Source organism: Streptomyces sp. NPDC048623, from assembly GCF_040650755.1.
GTDB lineage: Bacteria > Actinomycetota > Actinomycetes > Streptomycetales > Streptomycetaceae > Streptomyces.
On record NZ_JBEZHV010000031.1, the window covers coordinates 61678 to 84161 of the forward strand.

Annotated in this window: 19 protein-coding genes; 12 read left to right on the top strand and 7 right to left on the bottom strand. The window is 74.2% G+C overall.

Features of this window, described 5'->3' with window-relative positions; genetic code table 11:
* Positions 1 to 8: 8 nt before the first annotated feature.
* Entirely contained in the window at positions 9 to 671 is a 663-nt protein-coding gene (locus tag AB0C73_RS32205; protein WP_362536927.1) for a phosphatase PAP2 family protein, read from the bottom strand.
* 188 nt (positions 672 to 859) lie between these two features.
* On the opposite strand from AB0C73_RS32205, the gene AB0C73_RS32210 reads away from it, so the two are divergent.
* On the top strand, positions 860 to 1675 hold the full coding sequence (locus AB0C73_RS32210; RefSeq protein WP_362536928.1) for a hypothetical protein: 816 nt from the start codon (positions 860 to 862) through the stop codon (positions 1673 to 1675).
* Positions 1676 to 1761: 86 nt separating this feature from the next.
* Here the strand turns inward: AB0C73_RS32210 and disA are convergent, their stop codons facing one another.
* Together disA and radA are read right to left on the bottom strand one after the other, a co-directional pair.
* Positions 1762 to 2820: a DNA integrity scanning diadenylate cyclase DisA gene (gene disA / locus AB0C73_RS32215; RefSeq protein WP_362536947.1), complete on the bottom strand. Its 1059-nt coding sequence runs from the start codon at positions 2818 to 2820 to the stop codon at positions 1762 to 1764.
* Between the two features lie 380 nt (positions 2821 to 3200).
* Entirely contained in the window at positions 3201 to 4604 is a 1404-nt protein-coding gene (gene radA / locus AB0C73_RS32220; RefSeq protein ID WP_362536929.1) for a DNA repair protein RadA, read from the bottom strand.
* Between the two features lie 363 nt (positions 4605 to 4967).
* Between radA and AB0C73_RS32225 the strand changes: the two genes are divergently transcribed.
* A complete protein-coding gene (locus AB0C73_RS32225) occupies positions 4968 to 6707 on the top strand; it encodes a hypothetical protein (protein WP_362536930.1) in 1740 nt (579 codons plus the stop codon).
* A 25-nt stretch (positions 6708 to 6732) separates the two neighbouring features.
* Here AB0C73_RS32225 and AB0C73_RS32230 read toward each other — a convergent pair whose 3' ends face one another.
* Entirely contained in the window at positions 6733 to 7533 is an 801-nt protein-coding gene (locus AB0C73_RS32230) for a hypothetical protein (protein WP_362536948.1), read from the bottom strand.
* A gap of 149 nt (positions 7534 to 7682) precedes the next feature.
* Here AB0C73_RS32230 and AB0C73_RS32235 point away from each other — a divergent pair, with 149 nt between their 5' ends.
* The 4 genes from AB0C73_RS32235 to ilvD all read left to right on the top strand — a co-directional run bounded on the left by AB0C73_RS32235 (position 7683) and on the right by ilvD (position 12910).
* On the top strand, positions 7683 to 8609 hold the full coding sequence (locus AB0C73_RS32235) for a Ppx/GppA phosphatase family protein (protein ID WP_362536931.1): 927 nt from the start codon (positions 7683 to 7685) through the stop codon (positions 8607 to 8609).
* Between the two features lie 771 nt (positions 8610 to 9380).
* Positions 9381 to 10205, top strand: a complete 825-nt coding sequence (locus AB0C73_RS32240) for a sugar phosphate isomerase/epimerase (protein ID WP_362536932.1) — start codon at positions 9381 to 9383, stop codon at positions 10203 to 10205.
* On the top strand, positions 10202 to 10849 hold the full coding sequence (locus AB0C73_RS32245; RefSeq protein ID WP_362536933.1) for a TetR family transcriptional regulator: 648 nt from the start codon (positions 10202 to 10204) through the stop codon (positions 10847 to 10849). The genes AB0C73_RS32240 and AB0C73_RS32245 overlap by 4 nt, the downstream gene beginning before the upstream one ends.
* A gap of 207 nt (positions 10850 to 11056) precedes the next feature.
* Positions 11057 to 12910, top strand: coding sequence for a dihydroxy-acid dehydratase (gene ilvD / locus AB0C73_RS32250; RefSeq protein ID WP_362536934.1), 1854 nt, complete (start codon positions 11057 to 11059; stop codon positions 12908 to 12910).
* A gap of 534 nt (positions 12911 to 13444) precedes the next feature.
* Here the strand turns inward: ilvD and AB0C73_RS32255 are convergent.
* The gene (locus tag AB0C73_RS32255; protein ID WP_362536935.1) at positions 13445 to 15598 is read right to left on the bottom strand and encodes a PQQ-binding-like beta-propeller repeat protein; all 2154 of its coding nucleotides are present in this window, start codon (positions 15596 to 15598) and stop codon (positions 13445 to 13447) included.
* A gap of 180 nt (positions 15599 to 15778) precedes the next feature.
* On the opposite strand from AB0C73_RS32255, the gene AB0C73_RS32260 reads away from it, so the two are divergent.
* The 5 genes from AB0C73_RS32260 (at position 15779) to proC (ending at position 19293) form a co-directional block, all read left to right on the top strand.
* Positions 15779 to 16033 carry an SH3 domain-containing protein gene (locus AB0C73_RS32260; protein ID WP_362536936.1) on the top strand — a complete coding sequence of 85 codons (255 nt, stop codon included), beginning with the start codon at positions 15779 to 15781 and terminating at the stop codon, positions 16031 to 16033.
* Positions 16034 to 16094: 61 nt separating this feature from the next.
* Positions 16095 to 16658, top strand: coding sequence for a hypothetical protein (locus AB0C73_RS32265; RefSeq protein ID WP_362536937.1), 564 nt, complete (start codon positions 16095 to 16097; stop codon positions 16656 to 16658).
* A gap of 92 nt (positions 16659 to 16750) precedes the next feature.
* Positions 16751 to 17665 (top strand): ABC transporter ATP-binding protein, encoded by a 915-nt coding sequence (locus tag AB0C73_RS32270; protein WP_362536938.1) that lies wholly within the window; start codon positions 16751 to 16753, stop codon positions 17663 to 17665.
* Positions 17662 to 18399, top strand: coding sequence for an ABC transporter permease (locus AB0C73_RS32275; protein ID WP_362536939.1), 738 nt, complete (start codon positions 17662 to 17664; stop codon positions 18397 to 18399). The genes AB0C73_RS32270 and AB0C73_RS32275 overlap by 4 nt, the downstream gene beginning before the upstream one ends.
* A gap of 84 nt (positions 18400 to 18483) precedes the next feature.
* Complete coding sequence (proC, locus tag AB0C73_RS32280) at positions 18484 to 19293, top strand: pyrroline-5-carboxylate reductase (protein WP_362536940.1); 810 nt, start codon at positions 18484 to 18486, stop codon at positions 19291 to 19293.
* 16 nt (positions 19294 to 19309) lie between these two features.
* On the opposite strand, the gene AB0C73_RS32285 is transcribed toward proC, so the two are convergent.
* The gene (locus AB0C73_RS32285) at positions 19310 to 19915 is read right to left on the bottom strand and encodes a cysteine hydrolase family protein (protein ID WP_362536941.1); all 606 of its coding nucleotides are present in this window, start codon (positions 19913 to 19915) and stop codon (positions 19310 to 19312) included.
* Between the two features lie 75 nt (positions 19916 to 19990).
* On the opposite strand from AB0C73_RS32285, the gene AB0C73_RS32290 reads away from it, so the two are divergent.
* Positions 19991 to 20995 (top strand): helix-turn-helix domain-containing protein, encoded by a 1005-nt coding sequence (locus tag AB0C73_RS32290; protein ID WP_362536942.1) that lies wholly within the window; start codon positions 19991 to 19993, stop codon positions 20993 to 20995.
* Here the strand turns inward: AB0C73_RS32290 and trpS are convergent.
* Positions 20962 to 21963 carry a tryptophan--tRNA ligase gene (trpS, locus tag AB0C73_RS32295; protein ID WP_362536943.1) on the bottom strand — a complete coding sequence of 334 codons (1002 nt, stop codon included), beginning with the start codon at positions 21961 to 21963 and terminating at the stop codon, positions 20962 to 20964. The two genes, AB0C73_RS32290 and trpS, sit on opposite strands and share 34 nt — an antisense overlap.
* Positions 21964 to 22484 lie beyond the last annotated feature (521 nt).

Sequence of the window (22484 nt, forward strand, 5' to 3'; positions counted from 1 at the left end):
CCGGACGATCAGCGCGCGCCGTGGCGCGCACCCACGGGGCGCGCGGAGGCGTGCGAGCGCACCCCGCTCCCCACGCACCACACCACCGCGCCGTTACGGCTCGACCGGGCCGTCCCGACCAGGGCGAGGAGCGGCCGCCGGCCCGCCTTCACGGCCACGAACGCCACCGCGCCGCCGGCGAGCAGGCCGACCGTCACGTCGTGCGGGTAGTGGACACCGACGAAGACCCGGGAGAAGGCCATGAGCAGGGCCATCGGCGCGGTCAGCCAGACCATCCCGCGCCAGGACAGCGCGAGCGCGACGGCCGCGGCCCCGGCGATCGCCGAGTGGTTGCTGGGGAAGGACCAGTCGCCGTGCGGCGGACAGGCGACCAGCGAGACGGGTGCCCCGGCCACCGCGCGGCACGGACGCTCCTCGTCCACCAGGGACTTGAGGCCCTCGCTCACCACGTAACCGAAGGCGGTCGCGAGCGGGGCGAGCAGGGCGAGGGCCATCGCGTCCGGGGAACGGCGGCGGGTGCGCCACCAGCCGGCGACGAACAGCACCCCGAAGAGCAGCAGCCCGAGTTCGGTCCACACCTCCGCGATCTTCTGGAACCAGTGCGGGGTGGTGTGGGCGAACTCGCTGATGTCGAGATACAGGCCGTCGGAGAGCTGGGGCAGGTTGTCCATGGTCGATGACGTTATCCGGCGCCTGGATCACCGTGCCCCGGCCCATCGGTGACGCCCGTGCCGCGGCGAAAGGAGGGGTGCGAGGAAGCGGTGCGAGGAGGGGTGCGAATGTGATCATCGGCAAAACTTGGTGCCTGGAGCGGCATGGGGGGCGGGAGTTGGCCCCGATCTCTCGTAAGGTTCGTGACGTGGGATCACTGCGCAATCCGGTCGGGCCGCTTCCCTCCTCCATCTATTGGCGTCGGAGGGCCGTGGCGCTGTGCCTGGTTGCCCTGCTCGCGCTGATCGCCGTCTGGGCGTTCACGTCCCGCGGCGGCGGCGGAGGCAAGAAGGCCGAGGACTCCGCCAACGGCTCCTCGCCCGCCCCCGCCATCACTCCCGGGCCCTCCGGCACCGGCCCGGCGATCAGCCAACAGCCCGGAGGCCGCGACGAGTCGGGGTCGGGCTCGGACGAGGAGGACCCCGCGGGCGGTGACGGCAGCGGTGCCGGCAGCGGCGACGGCGGTACGGACGCCGGGGCCTCGGCCGGCGGCAAGAACGGCGACACGGACGGCGCGGGCGGCGCGGGCACCGGCGCCGGACAGCAGGTTCCGGCCGGTTCCCCGCTGCCGAACTGCACTGCGGGCGCCCTGCGGTTGAGCGCGGCGAGTGCGAAGCCGGGCTACGCGCCGGGCGAGAAGCCGCGCTTCCAGCTGCGGGTGACCAACACCTCGGCCGTCGACTGCAAGGTCGATCTCGGCCCGAAGAACGCGGTGTTGACGGTCCGTGGCACCGAGGGCGTGCTGTGGTCCTCCAAGGACTGCCCGGCCGCCGCGGCCCCGTTGTTCCTCAAGGTCCCCGCCAAGTCCGAGATCACCCACACCGTGGAGTGGGACCGCCACCACAGCGCCCCGCAGTGCGTGAGCGTCCCGCCCGGTGAGGCCGCCCCGGGCACCTACCTGGCGGAGGCGGCGGTGCCGGGTCTGAAGGTGTCGGTGGCGTCGTTCCGCCTCGACAAGGACTGAAGGACTGAAGGACCGAGAGTCCGTGCATCTGCGGGAGAGGCCCCGGGACGACTCGTCCCGGGGCCTCTCCCGTAAGGCAGTGGAGACTAGACGTACCGCTCCAGGATCGAGGACTCCGCGAGCCGCGACAGGCCCTCACGGACGCTGCGCGCCCGGGCCTCGCCGACGCCGTCCACGGTCTGCAGGTCGTCCACGCTCGCCGCGAGCAGCTTCTGCAGCCCGCCGAAGTGCTCCACGAGCCGCTCGATGATCGCGCCGGGCAGCCGCGGCACCTTGGCGAGCAGCCGGTAGCCGCGCGGCGAGACCGCCGAGTCCAGGGTCTCCATGGAACCGCTGTAGCCGAGGGCGCGGGCCACGATCGGCAGTTCGAGCAGCTCGGCGTGGGTGAGCGCGTCCAGCTCGGTGAGCGCCTCGGGGACCGTGCGGGAGCGCTTGGCCGTCGGCTCGGGCACGTAGTCGCGGATGACCAGCTCGCGCTCCGGCTCCACGCCCGCGATCAGCTCGTCGAGCTGGAGCGAGAGCAGCCGCCCGTCGGTGCCGAGCTCCACCACGTACTCGGCGATCTCGGTGGCGATCCGGCGCACCATCTCCAGGCGCTGCGCGACCGCGGTCACGTCCCGGACGGTCACGAGGTCCTCGATCTCCAGGGCGGAGAGCGTGCCGGCCACCTCGTCCAGGCGCAGCTTGTAGCGCTCCAGGGTCGCCAGGGCCTGGTTGGCCCGGGACAGGATCGCGCCCGACTCCTCCAGGACGCGGCGCTCGCCGTCGACGTACAGGGCGATCAGACGCATCGACTGGGAGACGGAGACGACGGGGAAGCCGCACTGCTTGGAGACCCGGTCGGCGGTGCGGTGCCGGGTGCCGGTCTCCTCGGTGGGGATCGACGCGTCGGGCACCAGCTGCACGCCGGCCCGCAGGATCTTCGAGATGTCCTTGTCGAGGACGAGCGCCCCGTCGAGCTTGCACAGCTCGCGCAGGCGGGTGGCGGTGAACTCGACGTCGATGACGAATCCGCCGGTGCACATCGACTCGACGGTCTTGTCCATGCCGAGCACGATCAGACCGCCGGTGTTGCCGCGGAGAATGCGTTCGAGCCCGTCGCGGAGGGCGGTGCCGGGGGCGACGGCGCTGAGCGACGCACGCATCAGTGCCTCGTTGTCCTTGGCTGCCACTAGACTCCTCCGGCTCGTACGGATGGGCGAGACCAGGGCAAAGTCTAGCGACACCGCCCCGCCGCCCCGGGCCCCGCGCCGCAGGCCCTTCGCGCCCGCACACCGCGAAGCGCGGTCACGGCGCCCGCGCGGGGCGTGTGCCGGGCACCTTTCGGGCCCGGGCGAACGCGCTGTGCGCGCCCCGCTCGACCGTAGCCGGGAGGCCGTACGGACCCCCGGCGGGCGGTGGCGAACCTTCGCCACCGGGCCCTGGACGGACCCGCCGTTCATGCCCCGTCCGGCTCGCGCCTAACCACCGTCCGGCCCCCCAGCCGTGCCCGTACGGGAGGTGGTGTGCCGGAGGCCGTACCGTCCTACCCCCGCTCCTCCGCCTCCGCGCGCGGGCGGCGGCCGCGCGGCAGGACCCGCAGGGCGTCGCCCATGTCCGCGACCTCGGTGACCTTCATGCCGGCCGGCACCTTGCCCGGGTCGGACGGGACCAGGGCGTGGGTGAAGCCGAGCCGGTGCGCCTCCGCGAGGCGCCGCTGGACGCCGGTCACCCGGCGCACCTCGCCCGCGAGGCCGACCTCGCCGATCGCGACCAGGTTCTTCGGCAGCGGGGTGTCGCTCGCGGCGGACGCGAGCGCGAGGGCGATGGCCAGGTCGGCGGCGGGCTCGGACAGCTTCACGCCGCCCACCGTCGCGCTGTAGATGTCCCGCTTGCCGAGCGCGCTGATCCGGCCGCGCTGCTCCAGGACGGCCAGCATCATCGACACCCGGGAGGTCTCCAGACCGGAGGTGGTCCGGCGCGGCGACGGGATCTGCGAGTCCACCGTCAGCGCCTGCACCTCGGCCACGAGCGGCCGGCGGCCCTCCAGGGTCACGGTCAGACAGGTGCCGGGCACGGCCACGTCACGCCGGGTCAGGAAGAGCCCGGAGGGGTCGGCGAGCCCGGTGATGCCCTCGTCGTGCAGTTCGAAGCAGCCGACCTCGTCCGTGGCCCCGTACCGGTTCTTCACGCCCCGGACCAGGCGGAGGCGCGCGTGCCGGTCGCCCTCGAAGTGCAGCACCACGTCGACCAGGTGCTCCAGGAGCCGGGGGCCCGCGATGGCGCCGTCCTTGGTCACATGGCCGACGAGCAGGGTGGACATGCCCCGCTCCTTGGAGGCCCGGATCAGCGCGCCGGCCACCTCGCGGACCTGCGCCATGCCGCCGGGCGCGCCGTCGATCTCGGGGGAGGCGACGGTCTGCACCGAGTCCAGGATCAGCAGCGAGGGCTTGACCTCGTCCAGGTGCGCGAGGACGGCGGACAGGTCGGTCTCGGCCGCCAGATAGAGGTGGTCGCTGAGCGCGTTGATCCGGTCGGCGCGCAGCCGGACCTGGCTCGCGGACTCCTCGCCCGTCACATAGAGGGTGCGGTGCTCGTCGCTCGCGGCCTTGGCGGCGACGTCGAGCAGCAGCGTCGACTTGCCGACGCCCGGCTCGCCCGCGATCAGCACGACGGCGCCGGGCACGAGCCCGCCGCCGAGCACCCGGTCGAGCTCGGCGACACCGGTGCCCCGGGCGGTCGCCTGCCGCCCGTCGACCTGCCCGATGGGCAGCGCGGCGGACGACACCCGCCCGGCGGCGGTGGTCCGCACGGCGGGCGTGCCGTACTCCTCGACCGTCCCCCAGGCCTGACACTCGGGGCAGCGACCGAGCCATTTCGCGGTCTGCCAGCCGCACTCGGTGCAGCGGTAGGACGGCCGGTCCTTGGCGGATTTGGTACGAGCAGCCATGACCGACACCGTAGCGGCCCCCACTGACAACCCCGCCCGGGCCCGCACCGGGGCCCGCACCCGGGCCCGCACCGGGACCCGCACCGGGGCGCCGTCCGAGCCGCCCAGGACCCACCCGGCCCGCCCGGCCCGACCCGCGTCGCGCCCTGCGTGGCCCGCGTCGCGCCCGGCGCGGCCCCCGCCGGCGTTGCGGACGCCACGCCGCAACGACGCGCGCGGACGCCGTGCCGCAACCACGCACGAGCGGGCTCTGGCCCGAGCTCGGGGCCCGCGTGTCCCCTTTCGGATGACGGCTTCACCCGTACGGATTAAAAGCATGCAAGCGGTGAGAAGTGCCCCCTTCCTCCTGCCTACGGTCGCCCAGTGACGAGCAGCAGGCTGGAACACCCCACCCGCACCGGCGGCCCCCGGACCCTCGGCCGGCGGCCTCCCGCGCGCTACGAGGCGTATCTGGACGGCCTGTTCACCTACTGCCTCTCGGTGCTCTGCGACCACGACACCGCCACCGCCGTCCTCGGCGACGTCCTCGCCGTGGCCGAGCGGCACCACGGGCGCTGCCCGTCGGACGAGAGCGGACGGCGGGCCTGGCTCTACGCGCTCGCGCGCTGGGCCTGTCTGCGCAGCCTCGGCGAGCAGCGGCGCCGTCGGCAGGGCGTGCACAAGGGTGCGCACACCGGCCGGCCCGCCGTCGCCGCGCCCGCGCCGCCCCGGGTCTCGCAGGAGGTCGCCGAGCGGCGCCGGGGCGAGCTCGCCGCGCTGGCCTGGCCGGAGGCCGCGGGGACGACGCCCGAGCAGCGGGAGGCCCTGGAGCTGGCCGTACGCCACGGGCTCGGGGCCGGCGAGGTCGCGGCCGTCCTGTCGCTCGACCCGGTCGCCGCCCGTGAGCTGCTGTCCTCCGCGGGCTGCGAGGTGGAGCGCACCCGGGCCGCCCTCGCCGTCGTCGAGACCGGCGACTGCCCGACCGTGGCCCGGCTCACCGGGGACCACCAGGTGCTGCTCTCGGCGGCGCTGCGCGCCGAGCTGGTGCGGCACGTGGACGACTGCCCGCGCTGCCGCCGGGCCGCCGAACGGGCCGGCGCCGCCGGGCCCTGGCCGGGCGCGGCCGCCGTGCCGGCGGCCGGCGGCCTGCCGATCGTCGAGGCGCCGCGCGCCGCCGCGTACGTCGCGATGCTGCACGTCCCGCGCGCACGCGCGGGTGCGCCCCGATTCGGCCCGACCGGCTTCCCGCTCGACCCGAAGGACCACGCGGCCCGCCGCGACCGGATGCGGGCCAGGGCCGTCACCACCACCGTGGTCGCCGCGGTCGTCGCCGCGCCGGTGCTCGCGCTGTGGACCTCGTACCGCGGCACCCCGGCCGGCGACGAGGGCCCGGACGGGGCCAGAATCAGCGCCCGCGAGGCCGACGGGCCGGGCGACACCCAGGGCGGCTCGGGCAAGCGCCCGTACGACCGCTACGAGAACGCGGGCAACGCCCGCACCACCCCCGACCCGCGCTTCACCCGCGGCAGCCGCTCCCCGGACGTCTCCGTCGAGGTGATCAGCCCCGGCGCGCCCACCGGCCCGGCCGTGCCCGGACAGCCCGCGCCCGCGCAGATCACCGTCACGGCGCGCGGCAACGGCGCGACGACCCTGCTCACCCTCACCAACGAGGGCGGCACCCCGGGCACCTGGGCGCTCTGGTCGGACGCGCCGTGGCTGTACGTCAGCCAGGCCTCCGGCACCCTCGGCCCGGGCGAGTCGGTCACCGTACGGATCTTCGTCGACCGCTCGCGGGAGCCGGCCGGCGCCTGGAGCGCCCGGGTCGGCGTGAACCCCTCGGGCGCGGTGGTGCGGATCGACGGGTACGGGGCGACCCCGCCGCCCACGACGACGCACCCCACCACCCCGCCGCCCCGGACGGACGAGCCGACGACGACCCCGCCCACCAGCGAGCCGCCGACCGAGCCGCCGACCACCGAACCCACCACCGATCCGACGACCGAGCCGCCCACCGGCGAGCCCACGACCGAGCCGCCGACGACCGAGCCCACCCCGGCGCCGACGGACTCGTCGTCCACCGGCTCCCCGGGCGGCAGCACGGACCCGGCGCCCTCCCAGAGCTGAGGGGGCCGGCTGAGATCCAGGAGATCTAGGCGGGATCGGCCGGGTGAGGTGCCACCAGCGGCAGCTGGGAGGCCAGCCGCGCCTCGCACAGGCCGACGAGCACGTCGTACGCCGCCCGGCCCATCATCTCGACGAGCTCGGGCCGGTACGAGACGTACACCGGCTCCGCGCCGACGTGCGCCGAGCTCGCCGTGGTGCAGTACCAGTGCAGGTCATGGCCGCCCGGGCCCCAGCCGCGCCGGTCGTACTCGCCGATCGACACCTGGAGCACCTTGGTGTCGTCCGGCCGCTCGATCCAGTCGTACGTCCGCCGCACCGGCAGCTGCCAGCACACGTCCGGCTTGGTCTCAAGCGGCTCCCGGCCCTCCTGCATCGCCAGGATGTGCAGCGAGCAGCCCGCGCCGCCCGCGAAACCGGGCCGGTTCTGGAAGATGCACGAGCCCTGCCAGCGGCGGGTCTGCCGCTCGCCGTCCTCGTCGACCTGCACCCAGCCGGTCTCCGTGCCCACGTCGTGGAACTGCCACAGCTCCGGCGTCAGCCGCGCCACGTGCCCGGCGACCCGCTTCTCGTCGTCCTCGTCGGAGAAGTGCGCGCCCAGCGTGCAGCAGCCGTCGTCCGCCCGGCCCTCCCGGATGCCCTGGCAGCCGTTGCCGAAGATGCAGGTCCAGCGGGACGTGAGCCAGGTCAGGTCACAGCGGTAGACCTGCTCCTCGTCCGCCGGGTCGGCGAACTCCACCCACGCGCGGGGGAAGTCCAGGCCCTTCTCGTCGGGCTCGTCGGGCCCGGCGTCCTTGGCGCGCTTCTTCCCGGCCTTGACCGCCTTCACGGCCTTGGCCGCGTGCGCGGTCCGCGCGGCCTTCACGTCCGTCACGGCCTTCGCTGCACTCTCGTCGGCACTGGCTTTGCCCGGCTTCGCCTTTTTCGTCTTTGGCACGACACCAAGCGTATGCGGCTCGCGCAGTAGCGTTTCCGTCCATGAGACTCGGAGTCCTCGACGTCGGTTCGAACACAGTGCATCTGCTGGTGGTGGACGCCCACCCCGGCGCCCGCCCGCTGCCCGCCCACTCCCACAAGGCGGAGCTCCGCCTCGCCGAGCTGCTCGACGAGCGCGGCGCCATCGCCGAGGCGGGCGTGGAGCGGCTCGTCGCCACGGTCCGCGACGCGCTCACCGCCGCCGAGGACAAGGGCTGCGAGGAGGTCCTGCCCTTCGCGACCTCCGCGGTCCGCGAGGCCAGCAACGCCGACGAGGTCCTCGCCCGCGTGTACGAGGAGACGGGCATCGCGCTCCAGGTCCTCACCGGCCCGGAGGAGGCCCGGCTCACCTTCCTGGCCGCCCGGCGCTGGTACGGCTGGTCGTCGGGGAAGCTGTTCCTCCTCGACATCGGCGGCGGCTCCCTGGAGGTCGCCTTCGGCATCGACGAGGAGCCCGACGCGGCCGTCTCCCTGCCGCTCGGCGCCGGCCGGCTCACCAAGGGCTGGCTGCCCGGCGACCCGCCGGACGCCGCCGACGTGAAGGCGCTGCGCCGGCATGTCCGGGCGCAGATCGCCCGTACGGTCGGCGAGTTCAGCCGCTTCGGCCGGCCCGACCACGTGGTGGCCACCTCGAAGACCTTCAAGCAGCTCGCCCGTATCGCCGGCGCCCCCGGCTCCGGCGAGGGCCTCTACGTCCAGCGCACCCTGTCCAGGACGGCCCTGGAGGAGTGGGTGCCGCGCCTCGCCGCGATGACCTCCCCCGAGCGCGCCCTCCTCCCGGGCGTCTCCGAGGGCCGCGCCGCCCAGCTCCTGGCGGGCGCGCTCGTCGCCGAGGGCGCGATGGACCTCTTCGGCGTGGACCGCCTGGAGATCTGCCCGTGGGCGCTGCGGGAGGGCGTGATCCTGCGGAGGCTGGACCACCTGCCGTAGGCGTACGGCGTGGGGTGGGGCCTGGTCTCCGACGACGCCCCCATCCGCCCCGTACGGGCCGGGCTCGGCGGGCGCGGGCCGGGCCCCGCGCGCGGCCCGCGCCGGGGCTCCGCCCCGATCCCCGCGCCTGAGGGGCCGCCGCCAGGCTGCGCGCCGGGCCCGGGGCCGGGGCGCAGCCTGGCTCCCTGAGCCCCCGGTCTTCGAGACCAGCAAGGGTGTCGCGACGCGTGCGGCCTCCGGCAAGGTGCTGCAGGCGCTCGGCGCGGTGGTCCCGGAGCTGTGGGGCGGCTCGGCCGACCTGGCCGGCTCCAACAACACCACGATCGACAAGACCTCCTCCTTCCTCCCCGAGGGCAACCCACTGCCCGAGGTCCCGTTCCGCCGAACCCCGGCCACCCGTACGCCGGGCTCTCCGTCCTCGCGGACGCCGCCGGCGTCGGCGGGGTCCACGGCTGGGCTTTGGCCGGCTGTCCGCCCGCGGCCCGGGTTCGGCGGGGCAGGCCGGGTTCCGCGCCTCAGCTGCGGCCGGGGCCGGGGCTCCGCCCGGCTCCCTGAGCCCGAGGGCCCGTTCCGCCGCGGTCCCGCCTCCAACGGAGCCGGGCTCTGCCCGGCTCCGCCGAGGCCTGGCACTGCCTCCCACCCGCGCCCCCCGGTACGGCCGGGGCTTCGTCCGGCGCCCGCGCCCGAGAGACCGCCGCCAGGCCGGGCGCCCGCCCCGCGCGTGACCGGAACCACGCCCCGGCCCACAGCCCCGCCCCGTACCCTGTCCCCGTGGCAGAACCAGCGGTGCGCATCCCGGATGCGAAGGTCGCCCTGTCGACGGCCTCGGTGTATCCGGAGTCGACGGCGACGGCCTTCGAGGTCGCCGCGCGCCTCGGTTACGACGGCGTCGAGGTCATGGTGTGGACCGATCCGGTCAGCCAGGACATCGAGGCGCTGCGCCGGCTCTCGGACTACCACCAGGTGCCGATCCTCGCCGTGCACGCGCCCTGCCTCCTGATCACCCAGCGCGTCTGGTCCACCGACCCGTGGGTCAAGCTCCAGCGCGCCCAGGCGGCGGCCGAGAAGCTGGGCGCGTCGACCGTCGTCGTGCACCCGCCGTTCCGCTGGCAGCGCCAGTACGCCCGGGACTTCGTCACCGGCATCTGGCGGATGGCGGACGAGACGGACGTCCGGTTCGCCGTCGAGAACATGTACCCGTGGCGCTACAAGGACCGCGAGATGCTCGCGTACGCCCCCGAGTGGGACGTCACCAAGGGCGACTACCGGCACTTCACGATCGACCTCTCGCACACCGCGACCGCCCGCACCGACACCCTCGCCATGATCGACCGCATGGGCGACCGCCTCGGCCATGTCCACCTCGCCGACGGGCGCGGGTCGGCGAAGGACGAGCACCTCGTGCCGGGCCGGGGCAACCAGCCGTGCGCGGAGCTCCTGGAGCACCTCGCCCGCAACGCCTATTCCGGCCATGTCGTGATCGAGGTCAACACCCGGCGCGCGATGTCCTCCGCCGAACGCGAGGCCGACCTCGCCGAGGCGCTGGCCTTCACCCGGCTCCACCTGGCCGCCGCGTCGAGGGGCACGCGCGCGTGAGCGACGACGCTCCGACCAGCCGGACCGGTCCGGCCGACGAGGCGCCCCGGCGCCGCGGCCGCCCCTCCCGTACGGCGGCGGCCGGCGGCGGCCCGGGCGCGCGGGAGCGGATCCTGGCGGCGGCGCGGGAGCTGTTCGCCGAGAAGGGGTACGACAAGACCTCGGTGCGCGGCATCGCGAAGGCGGCCGGGGTCGACCCGGCGCTCGTGCACCACTACTACGGGACGAAGGACGAGGTCTTCGCGGCGGCGATCGAGGTCTCCTTCGAGCCGACGGTCGCGGTCCCGGCGATCCTCGGCGGCCCGCGCGAGGCGATCGGCGAGCGCCTGGCCCGCTTCTTCATCGGCGTGTGGGAGAACCCGGCGTCGCGGGCCCCGCTGCTCGCCGTCGTACGGTCGGCGCTGACGCACGAGGCGGCGGCGAAGGTGCTGCGGAGCTTCGTACTGCGCCGGCTCCTGGAGCGGATCGCCGGCGAACTCGACGTACCGGATCCGAAGTTCCGGGCGGAGCTGGCGGCCTCGCACATGATCGGGATCGCGATCCTGCGGTATGTGATCCAGGTGGAGCCGCTGGCGTCGGCGGACCCGGAGGCGATCGTGGCGCAGGTGGCGCCGACGCTGCAGCGCTATCTGACGGAGAGCTGAGCGGGGGATCGGCGGACCGAGGATCGCCGGACCACCGAGCCATCGGACCGCCGGACGGACCCCCGAGCCGCCGGACCGGCCCCCGGGCCGACCGGCCCGGCCCGGCACCTCCCGACTACCGTCCGCACTATGGACTTGGACGTCCAGATCTTGGAGTCGAAGCGTACGCTCGACTCCAGACCCACCCATCACGAGGAGCGAGCGACGATGCCCGAGCTGAGGTCCCGCACAGTCACCCACGGCCGCAACATGGCGGGCGCCCGCGCCCTTATGCGCGCCTCCGGTGTACCGGGCGCGGACATCGGGCGGAAGCCGATCATCGCGGTGGCGAACTCCTTCACCGAGTTCGTCCCCGGCCACACCCACCTCCAGCCGGTGGGCCGGATCGTCTCCGAGGCCATCACGGCCGCGGGCGGCATCGCCCGCGAGTTCAACACGATCGCCGTGGACGACGGCATCGCCATGGGCCACGGCGGCATGCTCTACTCCCTCCCCTCCCGCGACCTGATCGCGGACAGCGTGGAGTACATGGTCGAGGCGCACTGCGCCGACGCCCTGATCTGCATCTCCAACTGCGACAAGATCACCCCCGGCATGCTGATGGCGTCGCTGCGCCTCAACATCCCGACGGTCTTCGTCTCCGGCGGCCCCATGGAGTCCGGCCGCGCGACGCTCGTCGACGGCACGGTCCGTACGCTCGACCTGGTCGACGCGATCTCCGAGGCCGTCAACGACAAGGTGTCGGACGCGGACATCCTCCGTATCGAGGAGAGCGCCTGTCCGACCTGCGGGTCCTGTTCCGGCATGTTCACCGCCAACTCGATGAACTGCCTGACCGAGGCCATCGGCCTCTCCCTCCCCGGCAACGGCTCCGTCCTCGCCACCCACACGGCGCGCCGGGCGCTCTACGAGAACGCCGCGCGCACCATCGTCGACATCACGCGCCGCTACTACGACGAGGACGACGCGTCCGTCCTGCCGCGCTCCGTCGCGACGAAGGCCGCCTTCGAGAACGCGATGGCCCTCGACATCGCCATGGGCGGCTCCACCAACACGATCCTGCACCTGCTGGCCGCCGCGCAGGAGGCCGAGCTGGACTACGGCCTGTCGGACATGGACGCGGTCTCGCGCCGCGTGCCGTGCCTGGCCAAGGTCGCCCCGAACGTCGCGCCGCGCGGCACGTACTACATGGAGGACGTGCACCGGGCCGGCGGCATCCCCGCGATCCTCGGCGAGCTGCACCGCGCGGGCCTGCTCAACGAGGACGTGCACGCCGTCCACAGCCCGTCCCTCGCGGACTGGCTGAAGAACTGGGACGTGCGCGGCGGGTCTCCGTCCGAGGAGGCCGTCGAGCTGTGGCACGCGGCCCCCGGCTGCGTCCGCTCGGCCGAGGCCTTCTCCCAGTCCGAGCGCTGGGACACCCTTGATGTGGACGCGGCGGCCGGCTGCATCCGCTCCGTCGAGCACGCCTACTCCAAGGACGGCGGCCTGGCCGTGCTGCGCGGCAACATCGCCGTCGACGGCTGCGTGGTGAAGACCGCCGGCGTCGACGAGTCGATCTGGACCTTCGAGGGCCCGGCGGTCGTCTGCGAGTCGCAGGAGGAGGCCGTCGAGAAGATCCTCAACAAGCAGGTCAAGGACGGTGACGTGGTCGTCATCCGTTACGAGGGCCCCAAGGGCGGCCCCGGCATGCAGGAGATGCTCTACCCGACCTCCTTCCTCAAGGGCCGCGGCCTCGGCAAGACCTGCGCCCTCGTCACCGACGGGCGCTTCTCCGGCGGCACCTCGGGCCTCTCCATCGGCCACGCCTCCCCGGAGGCCGCCTCGGGCGGCACCATCGCCCTCGTCGAGGACGGCGACCGCATCCGCATCGACATCCCGAACCGTTCGATCGACCTCCTCGTCGACGACGCGACCCTGACCGCCCGCCGCGAGGCCCTCGGCGGCGTCTACGCTCCGAAGAACCGCGAACGCAAGGTCACGGCGGCGCTGCGCGCGTACGCGGCGATGGCGACGAGCGCGGACAAGGGCGCGGTGCGCGACGTGACGAAGCTGGCCTGACGGCCGGGACCGCAGCCGAAACGGCGGTGACCCGGACCCCGCGGGGCCCCGACCACCGCCGTTTCGCGCGCGGGGCGTGCACTGGGGCCTGCGCCCGGGCTTTGGCCCTCAGGCCTGCGGCCCGAGGGCTCGCCGTGGCGGCGGCCCGGTGCCTCGCCAGTCGGCCGGGTCGGCCGGCGGCCCGGCTCCCGGGTCGGGCCTCCGGCCTTGGGCGTTCGCCGTGGCGGCGGCCCGGCGCCTCGCCGCCTCGCCCGCTGGCCGGCCGGGCGAAGCCCCCGGCCACCGGTCTCCGGCCCGGGTGGTCCGGTAGTCCCGGGCTCGCTGCGTGCCCCAGCTTCGGGCCTTGGGCTGCGCCCAGGCCTGTGCCCCGGGCGTTCGCCGGAGCGGCGGCTCGGCCGCCCCCGGCCCCCCCGCCCCGGGCCTGCGGCCCCAGGGCCTGTCGTGGCGGCGGCCCGGTGCCTCGCCGGACCGCCCGCTGGCCGGCCGGGCGAAGCCCCCGGCCCCGCCCGGCCCCGCCCGCACCCCCCCCGGGGGCTACCAGCCCCCAGGATCCCCCGCGTCCACCGCGAAGACCGAGCCGTCCGGTGCCGTGCCGTACACGTGGCCGTCGGCGAGGGTCGGGGCCGGGAAGCGGGAGGCGGTGGAGAGGCGGCCGTCGGCCAGGCGGGGGGAGGTCTGGCCGAGGAGGGTGCCGCGGTGGGCGTCGACGGCGAGGAGGCGGCCGTCGGGGGCGGACAGGTACAGGCGGGTGCCGTCGGGGGAGACGACGGGGGCGGAGACGTGCGTGGCGGCGGTCTCCAGCTCCCACAGGAGGCGGCCCCGGGCCCCGGAGACGTCGAGGGCGCTCAGCCGCCCGCCGGACGTGAGCAGGTGGACGACGTTCCCGTGCGCGGCGAGCGACGGGCTGTCGACCGGGTAGGGCAGGGCCGTCCGGTGGACCGAGCCGTCCGCGAGGCCGTAGCGCACGACGGCCTCGGCGAGCCCCTCGGGGTTCACGGCGGCCAGGACCAGAGCCCCGTCCCGCACCTCGTCGGCGGGGGAGAGGGCGCCGGTGAGCCGTATCTGCCGGACGACCTCGCCGGTGCGCGGCCGGACGGTGCTCACGCGCGTGTGGCGGCCGTCGGCGAGCACCTCGGTGACGGTGAGCAGCCCGGTGGCCGGGTCGTACGCCCCCGGCACCGGGTACGGGTGCCCGCGCAGCGCGTGGTGCCACAGCTCCCGGCCGGTGGCCGCGTCGACGGCCCGCAGCACGGCGGTGCCGTCGGAGAGGACGAGGACGTCCCCGGCGGCGTGGGGGCTCTCGGGCCGGCTGCCCTTCGAGGTCCGCTGCCAGCCGGGGGTGCCGTCGGCGCCGTACGTACGGAGCTCGCCCGGCGCCGGTCCGGCGGCGATCCGGCCGCCGGCCAGCGGGGCCGGGGCCGGCGGCGGCATCTCGCCGGCGGGCCCGGGGCGGGACCAGACGATCCGCCCGGTGGCCGGGTCGAGCCGGGCGGCGGCGATCCCGCGCGCGGAGCAGTAGAGCGCGCCGCCGTCGTGGACACAGGCGGGGGCGGCGGGCTCGCCGCCCTTCTGCAGGGCCGTCCGCCAGCCGCTGAAGGTCTTCGCGGCCTCGGCGGGGTGCGGCGGGGCGGGCGCGGACCCGCCGCCGTACGACAGGGCGGCGACGGTGCCGCCGGCGGCGAGCACCAGCGCGGCGGCGACGGCGAGCGGCACGCGTCGCCGCCTGCGCCGCCGGGCCGCGGCCGCGGGGGCGACGGCCCGTACGGGCGTGTCGGCGTCCCAGGCGGCACCGGCGTCGGCCCCGGGGTCGGCTGGGGGGAGGACGGGGCGCCGCTGGGCCGGTATGAAGGCCGCCGCCTCGTACGAGGGCGGCAGCAGCGCCGCCATGATCTCGGCGGGAGTGGGCCGTTCGCCGGGCTCCTTGGCGAGGCAGCGCGCGACGAGCGGGGCGAGCTCTTCCGGAACGCCCGTCAGATCGGGCTCGTCGTGCACGACCTGGTACGCGACGATGTACGGGCTCTCCGAGTCGAAGGGCCCGTGCCCGGTCGCCGCGTGCACGAGCACCGACCCGAGCGCGAAGACGTCCGCGGCCGGCCCGACCTCCCTGGGGCGCTGGAACTGTTCGGGCGCCATGAAGGGCGGCGAGCCGATCAGCTTCCCGGTCTCCGTGCGCAGATCGCTGTCGACGGGCCGCGAGATCCCGAAGTCGATGACCTTCGGACCGGAGTCGGTGAGCAGCACGTTGCTGGGCTTGAGGTCGCGGTGCACCACGCCCGCCCGGTGGATGTCGCGCAGCGCCTCCGCGAGCCCGGCGGTGAGCCGGCGCAGTTCGGCGGGGGACAGCGGGCCGCTCCGCTTCACCTGGTCGGCGAGGGTGGGGCCGGGCACGTAGAGGGTGGCCATCCAGGGGCGTACGGCATCGGGGTCGGCGTCCACGACGGGCGCGGTGAAGGCCCCGCTGACCCGCCGCGCGGCCGCGACCTCCTGCCGGAAGCGGGCCCTGAACTCGGGGTCCTCCGCGTACTGTTCGTGCACCACCTTGACCGCGAGCCGCAGGCCCGAGGCGGAGGTGGCGAGATGGACGACGCCCATGCCGCCGGCGCCGAGACAGGCCTGGAGCCGGTACTCGCCCGCGTAGTCGGGCCCTTCGGCTTCCCGGTCGGCACCGGTCTTGCGCAACGGCGGCATCGCCGACCCCCGTGTGGTTCCCCGTCATGTCCGCGCGCCCGCGCGACGCACGGAGCCTAGTCCATGGTGCGGCCGATGTCGGTGGGGCTTGCTAGCCTGCGCGTCGCAGTGAGTGAAATCCGGGGGAGCGCTTCGTACGGGTCGTACGGGGGCGCTTTCCGGCCAACGGGGGAGGAATCCATGAGCATCCAGCGCTACCCGGTCGCGCCCGGGGTCCGGCTCAACGTCCGCTCGGGCCCGGGCACCCAGTACCCGATCATCCGCACCCTGCCGCTCGACGCCACGGTGGCGGTCTACTGCCAGACGTACGGCACGTGGGTCTCCGGCCCGTACGGCACCACGAACATCTGGGACAAGATCGACGACGGGGCGGAGTACGTCTCCGACGCGTACGTGCACACCGGCAGCGACGGCTTCGTCGCCGGCCGCTGCTGATCCCCGTCGGTCCTGCCGCCGCTGACGTCGGTTTTCCGCCGCCCCGGGGATAATCGATCCCGTGAGCGACGCAAGCGACGACAAGCAGAGCAGGACCGCCACCGCCACCCCCGCCGGGCCGCGGCCCGAGGAGCTCCGCTTCTTCGGTACGACCTGGGTGGACCACAGCGGTGGCTACGGGCTGCGCCGGGCCGGCGTGGCGGTCGGCTCGCTGGCCGCCGTGGGCGCCGGCTGCCTGGTGCTGCGCTTCGCCTACCAGGGCCTGGAGATCGCGAAGATCGGCGGCTTCGTGAACACGCTGGTGGTCGTGATGTTCGCGATCTGCAGCGCGATCGCCTTCCGCAAGACCTGGGAGGGCTTCGTCCACCGCCCGGCCGACCCGGCCCGCGAGGAGGCGCTGCGCAGCCTGAAGGCCATCGGCTTCGTCGGCTCGCTGCTCGCCTATTTCGTCCGCAGTCTCTCCGAGGCGCCCGGCGAGAAGCTGCGGCGCACGGAGTACGAGGAGGCGCTCGCCCGCTTCGAGAAGCGCCGTGCGAAGAGCACGGGCAATCCGGCGGGCCGCCCGGCCCCGGCGGGCCGCCCCGCCGACCGCTCGCCCGGCCGCAAGAGGCCGAAGCGCGGCTGATCTCCGCCCCGAAAAGACTTCCCGAGGACCCCCGGACGTTCACCGTCCGGGGGTCCTTGACGTGCGGCACCCTCAGGCCCATTATTCATCGCATGATGAATAAAGTGGGTGAGGGCGGCCCGGAGGCCGCCCAGGCCACCGCCACCGCCGCCATCACCGCGTCCGCCCTCACCGTCGTCCGCGGCGACCGCCCCGTCCTGCGCGGCCTCGACTTCGCCGTCCCGCGCGGCCGGATCACCGGCCTCCTCGGCCCCTCCGGCTGCGGCAAGACCACCCTGATGCGCGCGATCGTCGGCACCCAGGCCAAGGTCACCGGCACCCTCGACGTCCTCGGCCGCCCCGCCGGCGACCCCGCCCTGCGCTCCCGCATCGGCTACGTCACCCAGGCGCCGTCCGTCTACGACGACCTCACCGTCCGCCAGAACCTCGACTACTTCGCCGCCGTTCTGCTCCCCGGCCGCCCGCACCGCGCCGAACGCCGCGACGCCGTCGAGCGGGCCATCGGCGACGTCGACCTCGCCTCCCACGCCGACGCCCTCGCCGGCCGCCTCTCCGGCGGCCAGCGCAGCCGGGTCTCGCTCGCCGTCGCCCTGCTCGGCACCCCCGAACTCCTCGTCCTCGACGAACCCACCGTCGGCCTCGACCCCGTGCTCCGCCGCGACCTGTGGGACCTGTTCCACCGCATCGCCGCCGACCGGGGCACCACGCTCCTGATCTCCTCGCACGTCATGGACGAGGCCGAGCGCTGCCACCGGCTGCTCCTGCTCCGCGAGGGCGAACTGCTCGCCGAGGACACCCCCGAGGCGCTCCGGCGCCGCAACGACACCGCCACCGTCGAGGACGCCTTCCTCCACCTGGTCGACGCCGCCGCGGCCCGCGCCGCCTCCGCTGTCGGAGCCGCTGGTGCTGACGCCGCTGGTGGCTCAGGTGCCGACGGATCCGGTGCCGACGCCACCGGTGCCACCCGCGCCCAGACCCGTACCACCACCGAGGAGCCCCGCCGATGAGCAGCGCCCGCACCCTCGCCACCGCCGCCCGCGTCCTGCGCCAGCTCCGCCACGACCCGCGCTCGATCGCGCTGATGCTGCTCGTGCCCTGCGTGATGCTCTTCCTGCTCCGCTACGTCTTCGACGGGAGCCCGCAGACCTTCGACAACATCGGCGCCTCGCTGCTCGGCATCTTCCCGCTGATCACCATGTTCCTGGTGACCTCGATCGCCACCCTGCGCGAGCGCACCTCCGGCACCCTCGAACGCCTCCTCGCGATGCCCCTGGCCAAGGGCGACCTCATCGCCGGCTACGCCCTCGCGTTCGGCCTGATCGCCGTCGTCCAGTCGGTCCTCGCCACCGGCCTCGCCATCTGGTTCCTCGGCCTCGACGTCGTCGGCTCGCCCTGGCTGCTGCTCCTGGTCGCCCTGCTCGACGCGCTGCTCGGCACCGCCCTCGGCCTCTTCGTCTCGGCCTTCGCCGCGTCCGAGTTCCAGGCCGTCCAGTTCATGCCGGCCGTGATCTTCCCGCAGCTGCTGCTGTGCGGCCTGTTCACCCCGCGCGACCAGATGGCCCCCGTGCTCGAAGGCATCTCGAACGTCCTGCCCATGTCGTACGCCGTCGACGGCATGAACGAGGTCCTGCGCCACACCGACGTCACCGCGGACTTCCTGCGCGACGTCCTGATCGTCGCCGGCTGCGCCGTCCTGGTCCTGGCCCTCGGCGCCGCGACCCTCCGCCGCCGGACGGCGTGACCGCCCCTCGGACAGGTCGGCACCCGGAGAGCGGCCGGTGCGAGGATGGCCGCACGTACCCCCTCCGGCGAGGTGAACAGAGCCATGACCCAGACCGTCGCAGTCCTCGGCACCGGCAAGATCGGTGAAGCGCTCCTCAGCGGCATGATCCGCGCCGGCTGGCGCCCCGCCGACCTCCTCGTCACCACCCGCCGAGCGGAGCGCGCCGAGGAGCTCCGCGCCCGCTACGGCGTCGAGGCCGTCTCCAACGCCGAGGCCGCCAAGCGCGCCGACACCCTCATCCTCGCCGTGAAGCCCCAGGACATGGGCCGCCTGCTCGACGAGCTCGCCCCGCACGTCACCGCCGACCGCCTGATCGTCAGCGCCGCCGCCGGCATCACCACCGCCTTCATCGAGGAGCGGCTGACCGCGGGCACCCCCGTGGTCCGCGTCATGCCCAACACCCCCGTGCTCGTCGACGAGGGCATGTCGGTGATCTCCGCCGGCAGCCACGCCACCCCCGAGCACCTCGTCCACACCGAGGAGATCTTCGGCGGCGTCGGCAAGACCCTGCGCGTCCCCGAGTCCCAGCAGGACGCCGCCACCGCCCTCTCCGGCTCCGGCCCGGCGTACTTCTACTACCTCGTCGAGGCCATGACCGACGCCGGCATCCTCCTCGGCCTGCCCCGCGCCCAGGCCCACGACCTGATCGTCCAGGCCGCCATCGGCGCCGCCGTGATGCTCCGCGACAGCGGCGAGCACCCGGTCAAGCTCCGCGAGGCCGTCACCTCCCCGGCCGGCACCACCATCTCCGCCATCCGCGAGCTGGAGAACCACGGGGTACGGGCCGCCCTCATCGCCGCCCTGGAGGCCGCCCGCGACCGCAGCCGCGAGCTCGCCTCCGGCAACGGCTGAGCCCTACGGCTGAGCCTTACTCCGCCACGGTCCCCTTCAGCACGTCCTCCGTGGTCACGACCCGGGCGAACTTCCCGCCGTGCAGCGACACCGCCGTCGCCCGGGTCAGCTCCTCCGCCGACTGCTTCCACCCGAACGGGCCGGCCAGGTCGAAGGTGTGCATCGCGTCGAGCGGGAACAGCACGTCGTAGCCGAGGTTGCCGCCCATCCGCGCGGTCGTCTCGTTGCACATGTTGGTCTGGATCCCGACGATCACGAACTGCCGGATTCCCGCACCCTTCAGCCAGGTGTCCAGGTCCGGCTCCCCGTAGAAGACCGAGTTCACGGTCTTGGTGACGAACAGCTCAGGCCCCGACCCCTTGCCCCGCCGCTCCTCGACGAAGTCCTTGAGCTCGTTGCCCTCGGTCCCCAGGGCCAGCGGCGAACCGGCCCGCGGCGAGTCATGCCGTACGAAGACGACCGGCCGCCCCGTCTCCTGCCAGCGGTCGATGAGCGCCGCCATGTTCTGCTCGGCCTCCGGGTTGTCCCGCCGGCCCCAGAAGGCGTCCTCGAAGCCCTTCTGGACGTCGATGACGATGAGCGCCGCGTTGTTCTCGACCGTGATGTTCTCCGTGATCTCCATGCCCTGAATCCTGCCGCCGTCCGGAGTCCGGCCCCAGAGGCGCGAAAGCCATCGATCGATGGTTTACTGCCAGCCATGCCGCAACGCGTCGCCCTCCTCGCCTTCCCCGGCATCCGCGCCTTCGACGTCTCCGTCATCACCGAGGTCTGGGGCAACGACCGCACCGGCCGCGGCGTCCCCGCCTTCGACCTCCGCCGCGCCGCCGCCGACCCGACCGCCCCCGTCCCGATCCGCGGCGGCCTCAGCCTCACCCCCGACCGCCCCCTGACCTGGCTCGACGAGCTCACCCCCACCGACCTCGTGCTCGTCCCCGGCATCGAGGACCCCGACGCCGACCTCCCCGCCCCCGTCCTCGACGCACTGCGCCGCGCCCACGCCAACGGCATCCCCGTCGCCTCCCTCTGCGCCGGTGCCTTCGTCCTCGCCCGCGCCGGGCTCCTCGACGGCCGCCGCGCCGTCACCCACTGGCGCCTCGCCCCGGCCCTCGCCGCCCGCCACCCCCGCGTGACCGTCGAGGCCGAGGCCCTGTTCGTCGAGGACACCGGCATCTGGACCTCCGCCGGTACGGCCGCGGGCATCGACCTCTGCCTCCACCTGGTCCGTACGGCCCACGGTGCCGAGGTCGCCGCCACCATCGCCCGCGCCATGGTCACCGCCCCGTTCCGCACCGGCACCCAGGCCCAGTTCATCGAGCGCCCCACCCCGCGCGCCGACCGCGACGCCGACGCCCTCGCCGCCGTACGCGCCCACGCCCTCGCCCACCTCGACGAGCCGCACACCGTCGCGAGCCTCGCCGCCCGCGCCGGCATGTCCCCGCGCTCCTTCGCCCGCCACTTCCAGGCGACGACCGGCACCACCCCCGCCCGCTGGCTGATCGCCCAGCGCGTGGCCGCCGCTCAGAAGCTCCTCGAACGCACCGACCACCCCCTCCCCGAGGTGGCCCGCCGCGCGGGCTTCGGCAGCGAGGTCACGATGCGCCAGCACTTCGCCTCGCACCTCGCCACCAGCCCGCGCGACTACCGCCTGGCGTTCCGTCAGGCCTTCCGTCAGAACGCCGGCAACAGCCCGATCGCCCGATAGGCCCGGTCGACCACCGGCCGCGCCATCCCGCGCGCCCGCTCGGCCCCGGCCCGCAGCACCTTCTCCACGTACCCCGGATCCGCCGCCAGCTCGGCGTGCCGCTCCCGCACCGGCCGCAGCAGCTCGACGACCGCCTCAGCGGTGTCCTTCTTCAGGGCGCCGTACGAGTCGTACGTGTCGGCGAGCTCGGCCAGACCGCGGCAGCCGGTGGCGGCGGCCAGCAGATCCACCAGGTTCGCGACCCCGGGACTGGTCTCCCGGTCGTAGACGACCTCCCGCCCGCTGTCCGTCACGGCCCGCATGATCTTCCGTCGCACGGTGTCGGCGTCGTCGAGCAGATAGATGATCCCGGCCCCGTTCTCGTGCGACTTCCCCATCTTCGAGGTCGGGTCCTGCAGATCCATGACCCGCGCGGCCACCACCGGGTTCACCGCCTTGGGCACCGTGAACACCTGCCCGTACCGGTGGTTGAACCGCACCGCCAGATCCCGCGCCAGCTCCACGTGCTGCGTCTGGTCCTCACCCACCGGCACCTCGTCCGTCCCGTACGCGAGGATGTCGGCCGCCATCAGCGCCGGATACGTCAGCAGCGAGAGCCGCACGCTCTGCCCGGACGCCTGCGCCCGGACGCTCTTCTCCTTGTACTGGATCATGCGCCGCATCTCGCCGTCCGTGGCCACACACTCCATCAGGTACGAGAGTCGCGCGTGCTCGTCCACATGACTCTGTACGAAGACGGTGCAGCGCTCGGGGTCGAGCCCGGCCGCGAGCAGCAGCGTCGCCGCCTGCCGGCTCAGCCGTGTCACCCGCGCCGGATCGTGCTCGACGGTCAGCGCGTGCAGGTCCACCACGCTGAACAGCGCGTCCGCCTGGTGCTGGTCGACCTCGACCCACCGCCGTACGGCCCCGAGGTAGTTGCCCAGCGTCAGATGCCCGGTCGGCTTGACCCCGCTGAAGATCCGCTTCATGGCCTTGGATGTCCCTCTCTCGTCGGATGCCCGCCGGCTCGTCGGCCGGGCTCCCGGAGGGGGATACGCGAACGGCCGCCGAGGCGGCGGCCGTTGTCTGCATGCGTGAGCTACGGGCCGCCGGTCAGGCGGCCCACCACTGAGTGCTGTGCGCATGCGTTGTCATACGCACAGGCTACGCCCTGGGCCCCGGGTTGACACGGGATTCCCCGATCCGTAGTGTTCTCCGAGTTGTCCGACGTGAGCACCGACCCCGGTCGGCCCCGGACAGCGATTCCGCAAGAACCACTCAACGCCTGATGGTGTCGATTCGTCGTCGCCGTTTTGCCTTTCCGTGCATTTTTGCGAAATGAGGAATCCGCGTTCGAAGGTTTGAGCGCCGGCCCCCGATTAGCTCGGAGGCAAGGAATCCGCTAAAGTCTCACTCGTCGGAACGGCCCAACGGGCCGGGAAGACAAACCCGCTGACTGGGAATCAGACGCCGAAAGGATCTGATAGAGTCGGAACCGCCGGAAGGGCCC